Annotated in this window: 16 protein-coding genes; 9 read left to right on the forward strand and 7 right to left on the reverse strand. The window is 70.1% G+C overall.

Annotated elements, in window-relative coordinates; all coding sequences use genetic code 11:
* The coding region (polA, locus tag ACFWJB_RS25455; RefSeq protein ID WP_386925068.1) for a DNA polymerase I at positions 1–2,716 on the reverse strand (2,716 nt) is incomplete at its 3' end.
* A gap of 250 nt (positions 2,717–2,966) precedes the next feature.
* On the opposite strand from polA, the gene ACFWJB_RS25460 reads away from it, so the two are divergent.
* The 9 genes from ACFWJB_RS25460 (at position 2,967) to ACFWJB_RS25500 (ending at position 12,963) form a co-directional block, all read left to right on the forward strand.
* Positions 2,967–5,246: an FdhF/YdeP family oxidoreductase gene (locus ACFWJB_RS25460; RefSeq protein WP_385462120.1), complete on the forward strand. Its 2,280-nt coding sequence runs from the start codon at positions 2,967–2,969 to the stop codon at positions 5,244–5,246.
* A gap of 66 nt (positions 5,247–5,312) precedes the next feature.
* On the forward strand, positions 5,313–5,801 hold the full coding sequence (locus tag ACFWJB_RS25465; protein WP_385462117.1) for a hotdog fold thioesterase: 489 nt from the start codon (positions 5,313–5,315) through the stop codon (positions 5,799–5,801).
* Positions 5,802–5,866: 65 nt separating this feature from the next.
* Positions 5,867–6,298 carry a hypothetical protein gene (locus ACFWJB_RS25470; RefSeq protein ID WP_386925071.1) on the forward strand — a complete coding sequence of 144 codons (432 nt, stop codon included), beginning with the start codon at positions 5,867–5,869 and terminating at the stop codon, positions 6,296–6,298.
* Positions 6,295–6,918, forward strand: coding sequence for a Tat pathway signal sequence domain protein (locus ACFWJB_RS25475; protein WP_386925073.1), 624 nt, complete (start codon positions 6,295–6,297; stop codon positions 6,916–6,918). The genes ACFWJB_RS25470 and ACFWJB_RS25475 overlap by 4 nt, the downstream gene beginning before the upstream one ends.
* A gap of 287 nt (positions 6,919–7,205) precedes the next feature.
* Positions 7,206–8,447 carry a branched-chain amino acid ABC transporter substrate-binding protein gene (locus tag ACFWJB_RS25480; RefSeq protein ID WP_386925075.1) on the forward strand — a complete coding sequence of 414 codons (1,242 nt, stop codon included), beginning with the start codon at positions 7,206–7,208 and terminating at the stop codon, positions 8,445–8,447.
* Between the two features lie 118 nt (positions 8,448–8,565).
* Positions 8,566–9,498 carry a branched-chain amino acid ABC transporter permease gene (locus ACFWJB_RS25485; protein ID WP_385462106.1) on the forward strand — a complete coding sequence of 311 codons (933 nt, stop codon included), beginning with the start codon at positions 8,566–8,568 and terminating at the stop codon, positions 9,496–9,498.
* A 5-nt stretch (positions 9,499–9,503) separates the two neighbouring features.
* Positions 9,504–11,330: a branched-chain amino acid ABC transporter permease gene (locus tag ACFWJB_RS25490; protein WP_385462103.1), complete on the forward strand. Its 1,827-nt coding sequence runs from the start codon at positions 9,504–9,506 to the stop codon at positions 11,328–11,330.
* 5 nt (positions 11,331–11,335) lie between these two features.
* Positions 11,336–12,250 carry an ABC transporter ATP-binding protein gene (locus tag ACFWJB_RS25495; RefSeq protein WP_385462100.1) on the forward strand — a complete coding sequence of 305 codons (915 nt, stop codon included), beginning with the start codon at positions 11,336–11,338 and terminating at the stop codon, positions 12,248–12,250.
* Positions 12,247–12,963, forward strand: a complete 717-nt coding sequence (locus ACFWJB_RS25500; protein ID WP_386925078.1) for an ABC transporter ATP-binding protein — start codon at positions 12,247–12,249, stop codon at positions 12,961–12,963. Before ACFWJB_RS25495 ends, ACFWJB_RS25500 begins: the two co-directional genes overlap by 4 nt.
* Positions 12,964–13,100: 137 nt before the next feature.
* Here the strand turns inward: ACFWJB_RS25500 and ACFWJB_RS25505 are convergent, their stop codons facing one another.
* The 6 genes from ACFWJB_RS25505 to ACFWJB_RS25530 all read right to left on the reverse strand — a co-directional run bounded on the left by ACFWJB_RS25505 (position 13,101) and on the right by ACFWJB_RS25530 (position 19,484).
* A complete protein-coding gene (locus ACFWJB_RS25505; protein WP_385462094.1) occupies positions 13,101–13,226 on the reverse strand; it encodes a hypothetical protein in 126 nt (41 codons plus the stop codon).
* A 104-nt stretch (positions 13,227–13,330) separates the two neighbouring features.
* Positions 13,331–13,627 (reverse strand): hypothetical protein, encoded by a 297-nt coding sequence (locus tag ACFWJB_RS25510; RefSeq protein WP_385462091.1) that lies wholly within the window; start codon positions 13,625–13,627, stop codon positions 13,331–13,333.
* A gap of 141 nt (positions 13,628–13,768) precedes the next feature.
* Entirely contained in the window at positions 13,769–14,089 is a 321-nt protein-coding gene (locus tag ACFWJB_RS25515; RefSeq protein ID WP_385462088.1) for a hypothetical protein, read from the reverse strand.
* A 38-nt stretch (positions 14,090–14,127) separates the two neighbouring features.
* A complete protein-coding gene (locus ACFWJB_RS25520) occupies positions 14,128–14,361 on the reverse strand; it encodes a hypothetical protein (RefSeq protein ID WP_386925081.1) in 234 nt (77 codons plus the stop codon).
* The gene (locus tag ACFWJB_RS25525) at positions 14,358–14,714 is read right to left on the reverse strand and encodes a hypothetical protein (RefSeq protein WP_386925083.1); all 357 of its coding nucleotides are present in this window, start codon (positions 14,712–14,714) and stop codon (positions 14,358–14,360) included. Before ACFWJB_RS25525 ends, ACFWJB_RS25520 begins: the two co-directional genes overlap by 4 nt.
* Positions 14,715–14,726: 12 nt before the next feature.
* Positions 14,727–19,484: a putative T7SS-secreted protein gene (locus ACFWJB_RS25530; protein WP_386925085.1), complete on the reverse strand. Its 4,758-nt coding sequence runs from the start codon at positions 19,482–19,484 to the stop codon at positions 14,727–14,729.
* Positions 19,485–19,486: the final 2 nt, after the last annotated feature.

Below are 19,486 nucleotides of genomic sequence, written 5' to 3' on the forward strand. Positions count from 1 at the left end.
CCGATTCCCAGTCCGCGCCCGAGCCGACCGAGACGCCCAGGGGAACCCTGAGGTCCACGGCGTTCGCCATCTCGCGGCGGACCAGTTCCTCCGCCGCGGCCCGCTCGCCGGGGGCGATCTCCAGGACGATTTCGTCATGGACCTGGAGCAGCATGCGGGACGCGAGGCCGGCCTCGCGCAGCGCCCGGTCCACGTTGAGCATGGCGATCTTGACGATGTCGGCCGCCGTGCCCTGGATCGGGGCGTTCAGCGCCATCCGCTCGGCCGCCTCGCGGCGCTGGCGGTTGTCGCTGTTGAGGTCGGGCAGGTAGCGGCGGCGGCCGAAGATCGTCGCCGTGTAGCCGGTGGCCCGGGCCTCGTCGACGACCCGGCGCAGATAGTCGCGGACACCGCCGAACCGCTCGAAGTAGGCGTCCATCAGGCCCCGGGCCTCGGCCGCCTCGATGTTCAGCTGCTGGGAGAGACCGAAGGCAGACAGCCCGTACGCCAGGCCGTAGGACATCGCCTTGATCTTGCGGCGCATCTCCGCGTCCACCGCGGACCGCTCGACGGAGAACACCTGCGCGGCGGCGGTGGTGTGCAGGTCCTCGCCGGAGGTGAACGCCTCGATCAGACCCGCGTCCTCGGACAGGTGGGCCATCACGCGCAGTTCGATCTGGCTGTAGTCCGCCGTCATCAGGGACTCGAAGCCCTCGCCGACGACGAAGCCGCGGCGGATCGCCCGGCCCTCGTCGGTGCGGACCGGGATGTTCTGCAGGTTCGGGTCGGTCGAGGACAGACGCCCGGTCGCGGCGACCGTCTGGTTGAACGTGGTGTGGATGCGGCCGTCCGCGGCGATCGTCTTGATCAGGCCCTCGACGGTGACGCGCAGCTTGGCCTGCTCGCGGTGGCGGAGCATGATCACCGGCAGTTCGTTGTCCGTCTGCGTCGCGAGCCACGCCAGCGCGTCGGCGTCCGTGGTGTAGCCGGTCTTGGTCTTCTTCGTCTTGGGCAGGTTCAGCTCGCCGAAGAGGACTTCCTGGAGCTGCTTGGGCGAGCCCAGGTTGAACTCGCGTCCGGCCGCCTCGTGGGCCTCCTTCACGGCCTGCTGGACCGCGCCCGCGAACATCTGCTCCATGGCCCGCAGGTGGTCGCGGTCGGCCGCGATGCCGTGCCGCTCCATGCGGGCCAGCAGGGCGGACGTGGGCAGTTCCATGTCGCGCAGCAGGTCCGCGGCGCCGACCTCCGCCAGGCGGCCCTCGAAGGCCTCGCCCAGGTCGAGGATCGCGCGGGCCTGCACCATGAGCGCCTCGGCCTCGGCGGCGTCGTCCGCGCCGAAGGCCAGCTGTCCGTCGGCCGCCGCGGCCGGGGCCAGCTCGCGGTGCAGGTACTCCAGGGAGAGCGCGTCCAGGTCGAAGGAGCGGCGGCCGGGCTTGACCAGGTAGGCGGCGAGCGCGGTGTCCATGCCGACGCCGGCGACGCTCCAGCCGTGCTCGGCGAGGACGCGCATCGCGCTCTTGGCGTTGTGCAGGACCTTCGGCCGGTCCGGGTCGGACAGCCAGGCGGCGAACGCCGTCTCGTCGGCCTCGTCCAGCTGGGACGGGTCGAACCAGGCGGCCTTCCCGTCGGACGCGGACAGCGCGACCTCGGCGACCGAGCCGGTGCCCAGCGCCCAGGTGCCCACCGTCGCGACGCCGAGGGGACTGGTGCCGTGCTCGCCGAGCCAGCCGGCCAGCTCACCGGTGCCCAGTACCGTGCCGTCCAGCTCCACGCCGTCCGTGACGACCGGCGTCGCCTCGGCCTCCTCGGCTCCGGGGTCGACGGCGAAGAGCCGCTCGCGCAGCGAGGGGTTGCGGATCTCCAGGGTGTCCAGCAGCATCGCGACGCCCTTGCGGTCGTACGCCGGGCGCTCCAGGTCGGTGACCGTGCCGGGCAGTTCGACCCGCCGCTCCAGCTCGGTGAGCCGGCGGTTGAGCTTCACGGACTCCAGGTGGTCGCGCAGATTCTGCCCGGCCTTGCCCTTGACCTCGTCGACGCGCTCGACCAGTTCGGCGAAGGACCCGAACTGGTTGATCCACTTCGCGGCCGTCTTCTCGCCGACGCCCGGGATGCCCGGCAGGTTGTCCGACGGGTCGCCGCGCAGGGCCGCGAAGTCGGGGTACTGGGCGGGCGTCAGTCCGTACTTCTCGACGACCTTCTCCGGGGTGAACCGGGTGAGCTCGGAGACGCCCTTGGTCGGATACAGCACCGTGGTGTGCTCGCTGACCAGCTGGAACGAGTCCCGGTCGCCGGTGACGATCAGTACCTCGAAGCCCTCGGCCTCGGCCTGGGTGGCGAGCGTGGCGATCACGTCGTCCGCCTCGAAGCCCTCGACGGCGAAGCGGGTCACGTGCATCGCGTCGAGCAGCTCGCCGATCAGCTGGACCTGGCCCTTGAACTCGTCCGGCGTCTTGGAGCGGTTCGCCTTGTACTCCGTGAACTCCTCGGAGCGCCAGGTCTTGCGGGAGACGTCGAACGCCACCGCGAAGTGCGTGGGCGCCTCGTCACGCAGCGTGTTGGCCAGCATCGACGCGAAACCGTAGATCGCGTTGGTCGGCTGGCCCGTCGCGGTCGTGAAGTTCTCCGCGGGCAGCGCGAAGAACGCGCGGTACGCCAGCGAGTGCCCGTCCATGAGCATCAGGCGCGGGCGGCTGCCGCCGGTGGGGGTCTCGGTCTTCTTCGATGCTGTGTCTGCCACGTTCACGATCCTGCCACGTGCCACTGACAGCCCGCTCCGCGCTTCGCCGGTGCCGGGCGCGCGCCGACGCAACCGCGCGGCCGGCCGCGCGGTTGCCGGTACCCCTCGTGCGCACCGCGGCGGCGGTGGAGGAGCCGCGGCCACCGCAGCCGTCGCTCCCTCCATCCGTTCCCGCCCGGCCTCCCTCGGTGCCGGTGGCGCATGCGAGGATCGGAGACGTACCTCACACGTGCAGGCGAAGGAGCGCGCGATGGCCACGAAGCCGCCCAAGGGTGATCCGGTTCAGGACGCGCCGCAGGTCACCGGACCCCAGCATGCGGCGGCGGGCATTCCGGCCATCGGCCACACCCTGCGCATCGCGCAGCGGCAGATGGGGGTGCGGCGGACCGCGCTGACGCTGCTGAGCGTCAACCAGAAGGACGGCTTCGACTGCCCGGGCTGCGCCTGGCCGGAGCCGGACCACCGGCACAGGGCCGAGTTCTGCGAGAACGGCGCGAAGGCCGTGGCCGAGGAGGCGACCCTGCGCCGGGTCACCCCGGAGTTCTTCGCCGCGCACTCCGTGGCCGACCTGGCGACCCGCAGCGGCTACTGGCTGGGCCAGCAGGGGCGGCTCACCCGTCCCGTGTACCTCCCGGAGGGCGGCGAGCACTACGAGCCGGTCACCTGGGAGCGCGCCTTCGGCATCGTCGCCGAGGAGATCGCCGCCCTGGACTCGCCCGACGAGGCGGTCTTCTACACCTCGGGGCGCACCAGCAACGAGGCGGCGTTCCTCTACCAGCTCTTCGCGCGCGAGCTGGGCACCAACAACCTGCCGGACTGCTCCAACATGTGCCACGAGTCGTCCGGCTCGGCCCTGTCCGAGACCATCGGGGTCGGCAAGGGCAGCGTGCTGCTGGAGGACCTCCACAAGGCCGACCTGATCATCGTGGCCGGCCAGAATCCGGGCACCAACCACCCGCGCATGCTCACCGCCCTGGAGAAGGCCAAGGCGAACGGCGCGAGGATCATCAGCGTCAATCCGCTGCCCGAGGCGGGCCTGGAGCGCTTCAAGAACCCGCAGACGCCGAAGGGGCTCACCACCGGGGCCGCGCTGACCGACCTGTTCCTCCAGATCCGCCTCGGCGGCGACCAGGCGCTGTTCCGGCTCCTCAACAAGCTGATCCTCGAGACCGAGGGCGCGGTCGACGAGGCGTTCGTCGCCGAACACACGCACGGCTTCGAGGAGTTCGCGGAGGCCGCGCGGGCCGCCGACTGGGCGGAGACGCTCGCGGCGACCGGGCTGACCCGCGCGGAGATCGAGGAGGCGCTGCGCCTGGTCCTCGCCTCGGAGCGCACCATCGTGTGCTGGGCGATGGGCCTGACCCAGCACAAGCACTCGGTGCCCACCATCCGCGAGGTCGTCAACTTCCTCCTGCTGCGCGGCAACATCGGCCGGCCGGGCGCCGGCGTCTGCCCGGTGCGCGGCCACTCCAACGTGCAGGGCGACCGCACGATGGGCATCTTCGAACGTCCGGCGCCCGCGTTCCTGGACGCCCTGGAGAAGGAGTTCGGCTTCGCCCCGCCCCGCGAGCACGGCTACGACGTCGTGCGGGCCATCCGCGCGCTGCGCGACGGCGAGGCGAAGGTCTTCTTCGCCATGGGCGGCAACTTCGTCTCCGCGTCCCCCGACACCGAGGTGACCGAGGCGGCGATGCGCCGCGCCCGCCTCACCGTGCACGTGTCGACGAAGCTGAACCGCTCGCACGCCGTCACGGGCGCGCGGGCCCTGATCCTGCCGACGCTGGGGCGCACCGAGCGCGATCTCCAGGCCGGCGGCGAGCAGTTCGTCACCGTCGAGGACTCGATGGGCATGGTGCACGCCTCGCGGGGACGGCTCGAGCCCGCGAGCCGCCACCTGCTGTCCGAGCCCGCCATCGTGTGCCGGCTGGCGCGCCGGGTGCTCGGGGAGGACAGCAGGGTGCCGTGGGAGGAGTTCGAGAAGGACTACGCGGCGATCCGCGACCGCATCGGGCGGGTGATCCCCGGCTTCGAGGACTTCAACGCGCGCGTGGCGGCCCCGGGCGGCTTCGCCCTCCCCCACGCCCCGCGCGACGAGCGCCGCTTCCCGACGGCCACCGGGAAGGCCAACTTCACCGCCGCGCCCGTCGAGTACCCCGAACTGCCCGAGGGCCGGCTGCTGCTGCAGACGCTGCGCTCGCACGACCAGTACAACACCACGATCTACGGCCTGGACGACCGCTACCGCGGCATCAGGAACGGCCGCCGGGTGGTCCTCGTCAACCCGGAGGACGCCGAGAGGCTGAACGTCGCGGACGGCTCCTACGTCGACCTGGTCGGCGAGTGGTCGGACGGCGTGGAGCGCCGGGCACCCGGTTTCCGTGTCGTGCACTACCCGACGGCCCGTGGCTGCGCCGCCGCCTACTACCCGGAGACCAACGTCCTGGTGCCGCTGGACGCCACGGCGGACACCAGCAACACCCCGGCCAGCAAGTCGGTCGTCGTCCGTCTGGAACAATCGGCGACCGACTGAGCGTTCGCTCAGCCGAGCCGACAGGCGCATCGGACCGACGGATCGCGACGAACGGAGCAGGGCCCCATGGGTGAGCAGCAGCAGGTGCGGTTCCCGCAGGAGATCATCGACGAGTACGCCGCCATGGGCGTCGACCTTCCCGCGCTGTTCTCCGCGGGGCACCTGGGGGCGCGGATGGGCGTCCAGGTCCTGGAGGCGGCGCCCGAGCGGGTCGTCGGCACCATGCCGGTGGAGGGCAACACCCAGCCGTACGGGCTGCTGCACGGCGGCGCCTCGGCGGTGCTGGCCGAGACGCTGGGGTCGGTGGGCTCGATGCTGCACGGCGGCAGCTCCAAGATCGCCGTCGGCGTCGACCTGAACTGCACCCACCACCGCGGGGTCCGCTCCGGACTGGTCACCGGTGTGGCCACGCCCGTGCACCGGGGCCGGACGACGGCGACGTACGAGATCGTGATCAGCGACGAGCAGGAGCGGCGGGTGTGCACCGCCCGTCTGACCTGCCTGCTGCGCGACGTGGACCCCGGCGAGGGCGCCCGGGCGGGCGCGGCGGCCTGAGCGAGGCGGACCGGACTGCCGTCGTCCCCGTTGTCCCCCTCGCCCCGGCGCCTTAGCGTCGGGGCATGGAACGGGGCGGGGGCGGAGTCCCCAGGCCGGCGGCCGCCGGGGGCGGGATCCGGCGTGCGGTCCCCCTGGCGCTGCTGACGGCCGTACTGACGACCGCGTGTGGCGGCGGATCCGGCACCGGTGGGGCGCATCCGGCCACCGCCGTCCCGCCGCCGTCGCCGACGCCCGTGTCCGATGCCGAGTTGTGCGTGCGCGTCGTCGCCCACTGGTCGCGCGAGGTGCTGGACGGCGGCACCTACGGCGACTACCAGTCGATGGGGCTGTCGAACCGGCAGTACGACATCCTGCGGGAGGTCGTGGCCGCCGCGCGGCCCGTCCTGCGCACACAGGGCGCCCTCGCCGCAGCCGAGTTGATCGACCGCCGGACGCGGGCCCGGTGCGCCGGACGCCCACCCGGCGGGGACGCGGACGGGGGGCCGTGGCGGTGAGCGGCACCGGCCCCGTCGAGCCGGGCGAGGGCACGCACGTGCGGGAGACCACGCCGCGCGCCCGCCGTCGCCCCGGCCGGCCGCGCGGACGCCTGGGCCGCCTCCACGCACGCCACCGCCGGGCGGTCCGCGCGACGGTCGCGGCCCTCGCCGTCCTGGCGGTCGGCGGCTATCTGTACGCCGGCCGGCCGCAGGAGCAGCCGCCGCCTCCGGCGCCTGCGCCGCCCTATCCCTCCCAGGCCGTCGACCTGGTCTATCTGGACCCGGTGGCCGGTCCCGGCGACGCCCCGGCCGGCGACTTCAGCTTCGCGGTGCTGCTCAGCGTGCGGTCCGGACCACCCGTCACGGTGACGCGGGTGACCCAGCCCTACGCCGGGCTTTCGGCGACCTCGGCCCCCGCGCCACCTTTCCAGACAAAGCCGCATTCCGCCCTCAAGATCATCGTCACTCTGCGGGTGACGGAATGCGAAAAAGCACCACGGAACCCCGGACTCCCTTTCCTGGATGTAACGCTGCGTAATACGCGCGCAATAGAGGAGCACAGTTTCATCCTCGGGACGCGCTATGCGGGGCACCTCTCGCAGGCGCTGCAGGTCGCCTGCGGCAACGTTTCCCGGTAATCACCAAAACGACTTACACGCCTGAACCAGCCCCGTCGGTCCTGCGGGTTCTCAGCATGCGGACGGAGCAAACCGGCCTGAATTCCGCCCTTCTTCCCAGCCAGTACCGCTCTGCATTACCGCGTGTCATAACAAGAGCGTCACAGCATGAGTCAGACCCTCCTCCACGTTCCCCACACACGCTTAGAGTCACGGCCAGTCACCGCGCCGTCGGATTGTCACTTCGGCCCAGCGCTCGACTCGGCCGTCTCCACAGGGAAACGGCTGCGCCAGGGAAAGGACTGATCGTGCGTCAACGTTCGCTCATCGCCATCACCGCCGCTCTGGCGGCGGGAGCGCTCACCCTCACCGCCTGCGGCTCGCGCGACGACGACGGCGGCTCCGACTCCGGGAACGGCGGCAGCGGTGGCGGCACCACCGTCGTCATCGGTGTCGACGCCCCGCTGACCGGCGACCTGTCCGCGCTCGGCCTCGGCATCAAGAACTCGGTGGACCTCGCGGCGAAGACCGCCAACAAGCAGAAGACCGTCGACGGCGTCACCTTCAAGGTCGAGGCCCTCGACGACCAGGGCCAGCCCTCCGTCGGCCAGCAGAACGCCACCAAGTTCGTCGCCGACAAGGACGTCCTCGGCGTCGTCGGCCCGCTGAACTCCTCCGTCGGCGAGTCGATGCAGAAGGTGTTCGACACGGCCAAGCTGGTCGAGGTCTCCCCGGCCAACACCAACCCGTCGCTCACCCAGGGCGTGGACTGGCAGACCAAGAAGGTCCGGTCCTACAAGTCGTACTTCCGCACCGCGACCACGGACGCCGTCCAGGGCCCGTTCGCCGCGCAGTACGTCTACAACGACTCCAAGAAGAAGAAGGTCTTCGTCATCGACGACAAGAAGACCTACGGCGCCGGCCTCGCCGGCACCTTCACCGAGGAGTTCAAGAAGCTCGGCGGCCAGGTGGTCGGCACCGAGCACATCAACCCGGACACCAAGGACTTCAACGCGGTCGCCACCAAGGTCAAGAACTCCGGCGCCGACGTCGTCTACTACGGCGGCGAATACCCGCAGGCCGGCCCGCTCAGCAAGCAGATCAAGGAAGCGGGCGCCAAGATTCCGGTCGTCGGCGGCGACGGCATCTACAGCGCCGACTTCATCAAGCTCGCCGGCGCCAGCGGCACCGGCGACCTCGCCACCTCCGTCGGCGCGCCGGTCGAGGAGCTCCCCTCCGCCAAGGAGTTCGTCGCCAACTACAAGGCCGAGGGTTACAAGGAGGCCTACGAGGCGTACGGCGGCTACTCCTACGACTCCGCCTGGGCGATCATCGAGGCCGTCAAGAAGGTCGTCGAGGACAACGGCGGCAAGCTGCCCTCCGACGCCCGCGCCAAGGTCGTGGACGCCATGCAGAACGTCTCCTTCGACGGTGTGACCGGCAAGGTCTCCTTCGACGAGTTCGGTGACGCCACCAACAAGCAGCTCACCGTGTACGCCGTCGAGAACGGTGCGTGGAAGGCCGTGAAGTCCGGCACCTACACCGGCTGACCCACCCGCACCACACCACTGCCCACGAGCCGCGCGGGGCGCTGTTCCACAGGCGCCCCGCGCGGACTCGCATCCGGGCCACATCCGTCGAACATCCGAAAGTCTCGGAGGACATGCGGTGAACGAACTGCCGCAGCAGCTGGTCAACGGCCTGCTACTGGGATCCATGTACGGGCTGATCGCCATCGGCTACACAATGGTCTACGGCATTGTCCAGCTCATCAACTTCGCCCACGGCGAGATCTTCATGGTCGGCGCCTTCGGCGCGCTCACGGTCCACTTGTACATCCTGCCCGACGGCACCACCATGTGGGTCGCCCTGCCTCTGATGCTGCTCGGTGCCGTGATCGTCTCCGTCGCCGTCGCCATCGGGGCGGAACGGTTCGCCTACCGCCCGCTGCGCGGCGCCCCCCGCCTCGCGCCGCTCATCACCGCCATCGGCCTCTCCCTCGCCCTCCAGCAGGCCGTGTGGGCGCTGTACCCGAACGCCAAGTCGAAGCTCCCCTTCCCCCAGATCGAGGGCGGGCCCTTCCACATCGGCAGCGCCACCATCCAGACCGGCGACATCTTCCTCCTCGTCGCCGCACCGGTCAGCATGGCCATCCTCGCCTTCTTCGTGATGCGCACCCGCACCGGACGGGGCATGCAGGCGACCGCCCAGGACCCGGACACGGCCAAGCTCATGGGCATCAACACCGACCGCATCATCGTGGTCGCCTTCGCCCTCGGTGCCGTCTTCGCCGCCGTCGGCGCCGTCGCCAACGGCCTCAAGTACGGCCAGATCGACTTCAAGATGGGCTTCATCCTCGGCCTGAAGGCCTTCACCGCGGCGGTGCTGGGCGGCATCGGCAACATCTACGGCGCCATGATCGGCGGCGTCGTCCTCGGCGTCGCCGAGACCCTGGCCACCGCCTACATCGCCGACATCCCCGGCCTGGACAAGTTCGGCAGCCAGTCCTGGGCCGACGTCTGGGCGTTCATCCTCCTCATCCTCGTGCTGCTGTTCAGGCCACAGGGCCTGCTCGGCGAACGCGTTGCGGACAGGGCGTGACACCGATGACCACACAGACCACCGCTCCGAAGACCCCGGACACCCCCACCACGGGTGCCCCCACCGGCCTCATCGGCATACCCGCGCACATCGGACGAGCCCTCGCCACCGGCGGCGGCGTCCTCACCGTCCTGTCCACCTTCCTCGCCTGGACCTGGACCGCCGAGTTCCCCGGCGACCTCACCGTCTACGGCTACCCGGGCGGCCTGCAGGTCCTGGTGCTGATCGGCGGCGCCCTCACCGCCCTCTTCGGCCTCGCCTCGTACGGCGTCAGGGGACTGGGCTGGCTCGCACCCGCCGGCGCCGACGCGGCCGTCAAGGTCGCCGCGCTCGCCACCTTCGCCACCGCCTGGTACACGGTCGTCGCGATCAGTACCCAGCTCGGCGGCGTGGTGAACCTGGAGCCCGGCGGCTACGTCGTGGCGGCCGCCACCCTGATCGCCCTGCTCGGCTCGCTCGCCCTGCCGTTCGAGCGTCCGGAACCGGACCCGGTCGACCCCGACGACACCGGCTGGGAGCAGTTCAAGCACACCAGCGCCCACAACTGGCAGATCGTCAGGGCCGCCTTCGCCTCCGGCACCCCGCGCCCCCTGCGCCCGCTGCCCTCCTACGCCGAGCTCCTGATCATCGTCGCCGTCCTCGCCGTCGCCCTGCTCGTCTTCACCTACGGCATCGGCACCGAGTACGACGAACTGTTCGTCGGCTTCCTGATCATGGCCGGCTTCGGTTTCGCCGCCCTCAACAAGTCCGGACTGATCGGCCACATCACGCAGATCACCGCCCGGCACCAGAACATCACCGTCTGCGGCGCCTTCGTCGCGGCGGCCTGCTTCCCCTTCACGCAGACCGACGACCAGTACGCCACCCTCGGCGTCTACATCCTCATCTTCGCCACGGTCGCCCTCGGCCTGAACATCGTCGTCGGCCTCGCCGGCCTGCTCGACCTCGGCTACGTCGCCTTCCTCGGCGTCGGCGCCTACGCCGCGGCCCTGGTCTCCGGCTCGCCCAGCTCGCCCTTCGGCGTCCACTTCCCCTTCTGGGCAGCGGTGCTCGTCGGCGCCGCCGCCTCCCTGGTCTTCGGCGTCCTCATCGGCGCCCCGACCCTGCGGCTGCGCGGCGACTACCTCGCCATCGTCACCCTGGGCTTCGGAGAGATCTTCCGCATCGCGGCCAACAACACCGACGGCACGTCGGGCCCGGACCTCACCAACGGCTCCAACGGCGTCTCGTCGATCCCCGACCTCAAGATCCTCGGCTTCGACCTCGGCATCCAGCACGACATCGCCGGCTTCACCATCGGCCGGTTCGCCAACTACTTCTTCCTGATGCTGATCATCACGGCCGTCGTCGTCCTCGTCTTCCGGCGCAGCGGCGACTCCCGCATCGGCCGTGCCTGGGTCGCCATCCGCGAGGACGAGACCGCCGCGCTCGCCATGGGCATCAACGGCTTCCGCGTCAAGCTCATCGCCTTCGCCGTCGGCGCCACCCTCGCCGGCCTCGCCGGCACGGTGCAGGCACACGTCACCTACACCGTCACCCCCGAGCAGTACCTCTTCGCCGGCACCACGCCGCCCAACTCCGCCTTCCTGCTCGCCGCGGTCGTCCTCGGCGGCATGGGCACCATCGCCGGTCCGCTCATCGGCGCCGCACTGCTCTTCCTCATCCCCAACAAGCTCCAGTTCCTCGGCGACTACCAGCTCCTCGCCTTCGGACTCGCACTCGTGCTGCTGATGCGCTTCCGCCCCGAGGGCCTCATCCCCAACCGGCGCCGCCAGCTGGAGTTCCACGAAGAGGCCGAAGCGCCCGCAGTCCTGAGCAAGACAGGGGCCTGACCACCATGACCACCGACACCACCACCAAGGACACCACCGCGGGCGCCCCCGCCCCCGGCACCCCCGTCCTCGACGCACGCGGCGTCACCATGCGCTTCGGCGGCCTGACCGCCGTACGCGGCGTCGACCTCACCGTCAACAGCGGCGAGATCGTCGGCCTCATCGGCCCCAACGGCGCCGGCAAGACCACCTTCTTCAACTGCCTGACCGGCCTGTACATCCCGACCGAGGGCGAGGTCCGCTACAAGGACAAGGTCCTGCCGCCCAAGTCCTTCAAGGTCACCGCCGCCGGCATCGCCCGCACCTTCCAGAACATCCGGCTGTTCGCCAACATGACGGTCCTCGAGAACGTCCTCGTCGGCCGCCACACCCGCACCAAGGAAGGCTTCTGGTCCGCCGTCCTGCGCGGCCCCGGCTTCCACAAGGCCGAGGCGGCCTCCCGGACACGCGCCATGGAACTCCTGGAGTTCGTCGGCCTCGCCGACAAGGCCGAGCACCTCGCCCGCAACCTCCCCTACGGCGAGCAGCGCAAGCTGGAGATCGCCCGCGCCCTCGCCAGCGAACCGGGCCTGCTGCTCCTGGACGAGCCCACGGCCGGCATGAACCCCCAGGAGACCCGGACCACCGAGGAACTCGTCTTCGCCATCCGCGACAAGGGCATCGCCGTCCTCGTCATCGAGCACGACATGCGCTTCATCTTCAACCTCTGCGACCGCGTCGCCGTCCTCGTCCAGGGCGAGAAACTGGTCGAGGGCGACAGCGCCACCGTCCAGGGGGACGAACGCGTCGTCGCCGCCTACCTCGGCGAACCCCTCGAGAACGACCCCGGCGCCGCGGAAGCCGCCGAGGTCGAGGCCGCCGAGGCCGCACAGGCCGACACCACCACGGACACCTCGGCCGGCAAGGAGAACGACCGATGACCGCACTGCTCGAGGTCGAGGACCTCCGCGTCGCCTACGGCAAGATCGAGGCCGTCAAGGGCATCTCGTTCAAGGTCGACGCGGGCGAGGTGGTCACCCTCATCGGCACCAACGGTGCCGGCAAGACCACCACCCTGCGGACCCTGTCGGGGCTCCTCAAGCCGGTCGGCGGCCAGATCAAGTTCGGCGGCAAGTCGCTCAAGAAGGTCCCCGCCCACCAGATCGTCTCCCTCGGCCTCGCCCACTCCCCCGAGGGCCGGCACATCTTCCCCCGCATGAGCATCGAGGACAACCTGCGCCTCGGCGCCTTCCTCCGCGACGACAAGCCGGGCGTCGAGAAGGACATCCAGCGGGCCTACGACCTCTTCCCGATCCTCGGCGAACGCCGCAAGCAGGCCGCGGGCACCCTGTCCGGCGGCGAGCAGCAGATGCTCGCCATGGGACGCGCCCTGATGTCCCAGCCGAAGCTGCTCATGCTGGACGAGCCCTCCATGGGCCTCTCCCCCATCATGATGCAGAAGATCATGTCCACGATCGCCGAGCTGAAGTCGCAGGGCACCACCATCCTGCTCGTCGAGCAGAACGCCCAGGCCGCCCTGTCCCTGGCCGACCACGGCCACGTCATGGAGGTCGGCAACATCGTCCTGTCCGGCAGCGGCCGGGACCTCCTCCACGACGAGTCCGTCCGCAAGGCGTACCTCGGCGAGGACTGAGCCGACGGCACCCGGCACGCGAGGGCCGCCACCGGAGTGCGGTGGCGGCCCTCGCGCGTCGGTGCCGTGGCGTCACCTCGTCGAACACCGCATGGTGACCAGGCCCGGGCACCGTGCGTAAGCCACGTGCCGGAGGACTACTGTTCCAGCTCCGCCGCGCGTCGCTTGAGGTCCTCCGCCTCCGCGTCCCAGTCGGGACCGAAGCACAGCAGGTCGGCGGCGGTGAACACCCCACTCGTGCCGCTCCCGCCAGGTGGCGTCACTCATCGACCCAACCTCGCCTCACTACTGGAACAGAAGGCGGTCCCTCACCGACAGAGCCGGTGTCACCCGGATGTCCGTAGCACCATCTGATGGTGCCTTCACTTCACCCCTCCAGAAGATCGGTGACGTAGTCGCGGAGCTGAGGAGGAAGGTCGTCGACGGCGATCTCCCGCAGAGGCGAGAGGTGATCGACCTGGACATGGCCGGTGGAGGTGAGTTCGATGATCGCGTGCAACTCGGCTTCCAGGGCGGATTCCTCCCCCTCCGAGGCCGCGGTCGCCGCCAGCAGGGTCGCCAGAGCGGAAGCCTGAGCAGACGTGTACACACCCACGCGGTCCGACACTTCGTCGGCCGCGCGCTCTCGCACCGTTGCGTCGACGTCCAGAATCGTCCGCGCCATGCCGATGAAATCGTGAGACCTCACTGTGAAACACCCCTTCCGGTTCGGAAGCAGCAGTTCCGTCCTTGTCGTGCACCCGCAGACGGACCTTGTCACGTACGTCATCATGGTCGTCCCACCGGAGCCGAGCCTGCCGGAGGGCTACTGCTCCAGCTCCGCCGCGCGCCGCTTGAGGCCCTCCGCCTCCGCGTCCCAGTCGGGGCCGAAGCACAGCAGGTCGGCGGCGGCCTCGCGCAGCAGCTCCGGGTCGTCCGGACGCTGGAGGCAGGCCAGCCGGTAGGCCAGGTTGCGAGCCCACGGCGGCAGCGCCGTCCAGTCCTCGGCGAGCACGTCCCGCAGCATCGCCCGGATCTCGTCCGCACTCGCGAACGTGACCGTCTCGACGAACTCCCGGACGGCGTCCCGGACTTCCCGGCTCTCGGCACCGGCCCTGTCCAGAGCCCTGCCGAGGTTCCTGGCCACGGAGGCCGGGCCGCCTTCGCCTGATCCGACGCCCGGTGTCATCGGTCCCCGTAGTCCTCCAGCCGGGAGCCGAACAGCGCGTCGGCCCGGTGCCGGTGCGGCGCGAACGCGGGCCGAATCCTCGGCATCTGCGGCCTCAGAGGGCAGTTGGCAGCCGGCGCCCACCCGTTCGGCGATGCGTACACCTTGGCCGGGAAGTCGAAGCGCGGCGTGCTGCGCAGCGGATGGCCCGTCACCGTCGCCGTCCAGTCGTCGTCGGAGGTGAGTCTCATTGGAACAGAAGGCGGTCCCTCACCGACAGGGCCGGTGTCACCTGGATGTCCATGGCGCCCGCGCACTCGCCCATGTGAAAGTCGACGGAGATGTGGGCCCCCGCCCCCCCACCGGAGCCGGAGACGGACAGGCGCGTTGCGCCCTCACGGTAGACATCCGTCAACTCCATGCCCTGCTCGTTCACCCAGCGAACCCGGACCGACCTCGACAACACGTCGTAGGAGAAAACGAGACTCTGTCCGGAAGCGTCCTGAAGAGTGACCGTCCGCACCCCGTCTTCATCCGAGTCCGGCCATTCACCGAGGGCTTCATAGACTTCTTCGTCCTCAGGGGTGAGGAATTCTCGATACATAGGGTGGTGCCTTCACTTTCCACTGTACGGCGGCCAGTGGTCCAGACTGCCGTGGATACTCACGTTCGGGCCACTACCACGGAAGATGACCGTCGAGAGTCTACTCCCGCCCTCGGGAAGGATCTCCCAGGTACTTTCGACGCCGAGTGCTCCGTGCGGGCCGTGCAGGACGGACTCCGTCACGCCGAATTCGCCGCTGCCACCGGGCCACTCCTTGGTGAACGTCCGCCCGAACGGCTGCTGGGCGGCCTGGGTCAGGTGATTGCTGACATACTGCCGCATCTCCGGTGTGTCCGGTATGCCGATCCGGTTGAGTTGCAGCTCGTTCTGGAGAGCCCTCGGCGAATTGTGCGAGTCCGGCTTGATGTTCTTGTTGAACAGATAGTCCAGTTTCCGGGGGTCGACCTCCGCGTTCCCTCCTTTCCCTTCTTTGTAGGGAGAAAGACCGAGAGGATCCGCCCAGGTGTGCGGATTGTAGACGTAGGCGGCCGGATTAGGTGCGGGAGTCAGGCCCAGCGGATCCGGGGTGAGATAGCGTGCCGTCTCGGGGTCGTAATGCCGGAAAAGGTTGTAATGGAGGCCGGTTTCGGGGTCGTAATACTGGCCGGGAAAGCGGAGAGGCGTGTAGGCGCTGCTGTTCCGGTTCCAGGCGGTGGTGCCCCAGAGGGTGGTACGGGTGCGCCATGCGATGCCCCCTCTCTCGTCGACCAGCTCGGTGGGCGTCCCGACGAGGTCCGTGACGATGGCGAAGAACCGGTGGTCCATCTCCCCTTGAGTCGCGTCGCGTCCGAGGATGCGCTCGGTCTGTGCGAGAGGGAACGAGCCCCGGTGGTCCCAAGTGAGGGCGACGGCATGCGGAAGATCACTGGAGGTGGTCGTCTGTTCGCACAGCGTCATGCCGTCCCAGGTGAACCGGGTCTCCTCCAGGACGGTCACGCCGTCGTCGGCGAGACGCTGTTTGGCGGTGCGCCGGCCCAGCGGGTCGTAGCGGTAGTTCCAGCGCGTGCCGTCCGGTGTGACGATCGAATCGAGACGGTTCTCCGGGTCCCACGAGTACCGCCACGTCTCCGGTTTGCGCGACAGGCGCGTCCGCCGCCGAAGAACCACGCGACCGAGAGGGTCGTGCTCGAAGCGGCTGTCGCCGGCGCGGATGAGGGCGGTACCCACGTAGGCACGAGGGCCCGTCGACTCATGCCCAGGATGCGCGGAGGGCCACGAGGCTTCCGTCTGGTTGCCGGTGGGATCGTAGGCGTAGCGTTCGGTCCAGTCGAGGGCGTGAACGGCGGTCACGCGCCCGGACCCGTCGAGTTCGAACGTCCGCGTACCGGACAACCGGTCAGCCACGGAAGTCAGGTGCCCGTCGCCACGGTAGGTGTAGGTGCGACTGTTGAGCGCGAGTTCGCCGACTGCGAGGCTCTGGGCGGACAGCCTGCCGGCCGCGTCCCAGGACGACGACAACGTCATCGCCTCCCCGTAGGAGCGCAGCACTTCGCGGTCGGCGGCGTCGTGGGTGAAGCCGACCCGGTGGCCGCCGGCGGCCATCGAGACGAGCCGGCCCGCCGCATCATGGGCGTACGTGGTGGCATGCCCGGCAGGAGTCACCCGCCGGGTACGGCGACCGAGTGCGTCGTACGTGTACGTGATGGCGCGGCCGTCGACGAGTTCGGCCTTGAGCAGGCCACGCCGGTCGTACTGACGGACCAGACCGCCGCCCGGACCGTTCGCCTCCAGGAGACGCCCCGCCGGGTCGTACACGTACGTGGTGATCCGGCCCGCCGCGTCCTTACGGGCCAGCCGGCCCAGTGCGTCGTACTCGAAGGAGACGACACCACCGAGCGCGTCGGCCCGCGCCGTCAACTGGCCCGCCGCATCCAACCGGTAACCGACCGTGCGACCGTCGAAATCGGTCTCCGCGACCAGGCGACCCGCCGCGTCGTACTCGTAGGTCCAGCTGAGGCCCTGCGGGTCGGTGACCCGCGTGAGACGCAGGCCGGCATCGTGCTCGAACTCGTAGCGGGCGCCGTCCGGGCCGGTACGGGCGGCGAGAAGGTCGAAGTGGGTGTACTGGAACCGGGTCGTCCCCCCGGCCGCGTCGGTGTGGGTGAGGCAGTTGCCCTCACCATCGTAGGTCCACGACTCGGTGGCCCCGTCCGGGCCGGTGCGGCGGACCAGGTGGCCGTCCTCGCTCCAGACGAGGCGGGTGACCCCGCCCACCGGGTCGATGACACGCACCACTCTGCCGAGAACGTCACGTTCCAGGCGGGTGGTTCCGCCGATCTGGTCGGTGACCTGCACGGGCAGCCCCATGAGATCGCAGCGCATCGTGGTGGTCGCACCGAGAGGGTCCGTGACGGAAGCCGAGCGGCCGTGCGCATCGTAGGCATAACGCGTGGTGTGACCGGCCGGATCCGTGACCGCGATCCGGTTGCCGTGCTCGTCGAACCGCTGGAGCCACCGCGCACCGTCGGGCTCGGTGAGTTCCGTCGGCATCCCGGACGGTCCGCGTACCAGGCTCAGCTCGGAGCCGTCCGGGCGGACCATGCGGACCAGTCGACCGCTCTCGTCGTAGGCGAAGGCGGTGGTGCGGCCGAGCGGGTCGGTACGGCTCAGGAGGTGGCCCTGCGCGTCGTAGCCGAAACGCGTGGTGTGGCCCAGCGGATCGGTAGTGGCGATCACCCGGCAGCACTGGTCGATGAGGTGCCGGGTGACCGCGCCGTCCGCCGTGGTCAGCGTCGTCGTGCGGTGGCCGGTCTCCGGGTCCGGGTCCGTGTACGCCAGGGTGATCTGGACGTGGCCCGCCTCGCCGCCCTCGGCGACGACGCGGTCACGGTCGTCGTAGGCGTAGTCGTAGCGGCTCCCGTTGGAGTCGATCCAGGCGGTCACGCGGCGGCGCTCGTCGTAGACGAACCTGGTCGTGGCACCGGACGGCTTGGTGACGGCGGTCAGATTGCCGTCCTCGTAGCCGTACGACATCAGGGGCAGGCCGGTTCCGTCCTGGCCCACGAGGGACAGCCCCGTGATCCGGCCGTCCGCGCACGTCACCCGCACCTCGCGGCCCGCCGAGTGGACCAGCGCCAGCGGCAGACCGTCATGGGCCCGGTCGACTTCGACGCTGTGACCGTTGCGTTCGGTGATGCGCGACAGCCAGCAGGTGGCGTCACCGCCCGGTTCCGTGCCCACCGGGGCGGCGAAGCGGCGCACCAGGCCGCTGTCCGGCTCGGTGACCGTGTAATCGCCGTCGGCGTCACGCGCCAGCAGCGTCCGTGCCGTGCCCGACTCCGGGCGGGTCGGGGCCCCGGGCACCGGATGCGGATACGTGACCAGCAGACCGTCGGCCGTGACGTGGACGACGCCCACCGGATCGACGACGAGGCGCTCGTCGGCCGTGGAGGACCACGACGGGCCCAGGAACCTGCCCGAGGTGAGGCCCGACTCCGTACGCCGCGTGAACGTCAACGGCAGGATGCCCGGGATCACGACGTCCGACTGGGGCAGGAACATCCGCCCCGAGGCGAGGTCCACCGGGTCCGTACCGTCCGTGACACGCTCACCGTCGGGACGGTTGTGCGTACCGTCCGGCGCGTCGTCCACCAGCCGGCGCAGCCGCGCCGCGTCGGCCGCCTCCTCCGCGACCCGCACCCCCTTCACCGCCGCACCGCCACCACCCGTGGCCACGGTCAGCGCCAGGTCCGGGATCAGACGGCCGAAACCCTCCGCCGGGTCCTTCATGAAGTCGCTGACCATCTGCTTGCCCGTGCCGACCGGGTCGTTGGCCGCCACCACCAGCCCCGCCGCCAGACTGTTGAGCGACGTCGCGTACTCCGCCGGGTGCGTCAGGTTGTACGGGTCCATCGGATTGACACTGCGGACGAAGTTAAGCAGCCCCGCGGTGCCCTTGATGATCCCACCGCCGACATGGTCACCCATGATCTGCATCTCCTGCAGACCGTCACCCAGCTGATCCGCGTACGACGGCTTCTCCGGAGCCTTGTCCCGCGCCGCGCGGACCGCACTGCGCGCCGTCTCCGCAGCGGAGTTGCGCTGCTTGCGCGCCTCCGTCAGCAGATCCTGCGCGTCCTGCATCAGCTTCTTGCCCGGGTCGTCGAACGTCGGCGCCGGACACGGCGGCAGCGTGGACGGGTCCCGCTTGTCCGGCGCCTGCGCGTTGTAGCGGTCGACGGCCTTGTTGTAGTCGTCGACCTTCTTGCGATGGGCGTCCGCCGCGTCCTCCGACGCCTTGACGCCCTCCTTCCACTTGTCGATCGCCGTCTGCGCCTGGCCCTGCGCCCACTCCACGGTCCCCGCGAACGACTCCAGCGCCCCCGCCGCCTCCTCACAGGCGTCCGCACCCTTGAACCACTTCGGCGGCTGCGTCCGCACCGCCTTCCGCAGCGCCTCGGCGGCCTCGCCCTTCAACTCCGAGGAGTCCAGCCCCTTCAGACCGTCGCCGACCCCGTCGAACGACGACTGAAATCCCCGCAACCGCTCGGCCGTCGACCGGATCTTCGACGCGCTGCCGTAGATCAGCTTCGTCTTGTCCTCGGTCTGCCCGAGATCCATCTCGTCGACCTCGGCACCCATCCGGTTCGCCACCGAGCGGGACTGCTCCCGCACCCAGTCCGCACCGGACTCCCAGCCGACGTCGTCCAGCCGGTCCGCCGTCCAGTTACCGGCGTCCTCGACCCGGTTGCCGACCCACTCGACACCGTCCTCGACCGCGTTCTCCACCGAGTCCGGAGTGATGTCGCTGATGAAACCGCCGATACCCACGC

Origin of the sequence: Streptomyces sp. NPDC127100 (assembly GCF_042724095.1) — a bacterium.
GTDB lineage: Bacteria > Actinomycetota > Actinomycetes > Streptomycetales > Streptomycetaceae > Streptomyces.

Coding starts and splice junctions, on each gene's coding strand:
- ACFWJB_RS25460 (WP_385462120.1), top strand. CDS start 2,967: ATGGCCACGAAGCCGCCCAAGGGTGATCCGGTTCAGGACGCGCCGCAG.
- ACFWJB_RS25465 (WP_385462117.1), top strand. CDS start 5,313: ATGGGTGAGCAGCAGCAGGTGCGGTTCCCGCAGGAGATCATCGACGAG.
- ACFWJB_RS25470 (WP_386925071.1), top strand. CDS start 5,867: ATGGAACGGGGCGGGGGCGGAGTCCCCAGGCCGGCGGCCGCCGGGGGC.
- ACFWJB_RS25490 (WP_385462103.1), top strand. CDS start 9,504: ATGACCACACAGACCACCGCTCCGAAGACCCCGGACACCCCCACCACG.
- ACFWJB_RS25495 (WP_385462100.1), top strand. CDS start 11,336: ATGACCACCGACACCACCACCAAGGACACCACCGCGGGCGCCCCCGCC.
- ACFWJB_RS25500 (WP_386925078.1), top strand. CDS start 12,247: ATGACCGCACTGCTCGAGGTCGAGGACCTCCGCGTCGCCTACGGCAAG.
- ACFWJB_RS25510 (WP_385462091.1), bottom strand. CDS start 13,627: ATGGCGCGGACGATTCTGGACGTCGACGCAACGGTGCGAGAGCGCGCG.
- ACFWJB_RS25520 (WP_386925081.1), bottom strand. CDS start 14,361: ATGAGACTCACCTCCGACGACGACTGGACGGCGACGGTGACGGGCCAT.
- ACFWJB_RS25525 (WP_386925083.1), bottom strand. CDS start 14,714: ATGTATCGAGAATTCCTCACCCCTGAGGACGAAGAAGTCTATGAAGCC.